Source organism: Brevibacterium aurantiacum, from assembly GCF_007558825.1.
Classification (GTDB): domain Bacteria; phylum Actinomycetota; class Actinomycetes; order Actinomycetales; family Brevibacteriaceae; genus Brevibacterium; species Brevibacterium aurantiacum_A.
The window spans coordinates 1-630 of the sequence record NZ_VLTK01000056.1; the positions used below are offsets into that span (position 1 = coordinate 1).

The 630-nt window shown below is 52.8% G+C and carries 1 rRNA gene; it reads left to right on the forward strand.

What is annotated here, in order from left to right:
* Positions 1-630: ribosomal RNA gene (locus FO013_RS22735) — 16S ribosomal RNA — on the forward strand; the annotation flags it as partial.

The following is a 630-nucleotide window of genomic DNA, read 5'->3' on the forward strand; positions in this document are numbered from 1 at the left end:
TTAGAGGGTTTCCGCCCTTTAGTGCTGAAGTTAACGCATTAAGCACTCCGCCTGGGGAGTACGGCCGCAAGGCTGAAACTCAAAGGAATTGACGGGGGCCCGCACAAGCGGTGGAGCATGTGGTTTAATTCGAAGCAACGCGAAGAACCTTACCAGGTCTTGACATCCTCTGACAACCCTAGAGATAGGGCTTCTCCTTCGGGAGCAGAGTGACAGGTGGTGCATGGTTGTCGTCAGCTCGTGTCGTGAGATGTTGGGTTAAGTCCCGCAACGAGCGCAACCCTCGTTCTATGTTGCCAGCACGTGATGGTGGGAACTCATAGGAGACTGCCGGGGTCAACTCGGAGGAAGGTGGGGATGACGTCAAATCATCATGCCCTTTATGTCTTGNTGATCTTAGTTGCCATCATTAAGTTGGGCACTCTAAGGTGACTGCCGGTGACAAACCGGAGGAAGGTGGGGATGACGTCAAATCATCATGCCCCTTATGACCTGGGCTACACACGTGCTACAATGGACGGTACAAAGAGCTGCAAGACCGCGAGGTGGAGCTAATCTCATAAAACCGTTCTCAGTTCGGATTGTAGGCTGCAACTCGCCTACATGAAGCTGGAATCGCTAGTAATCGCG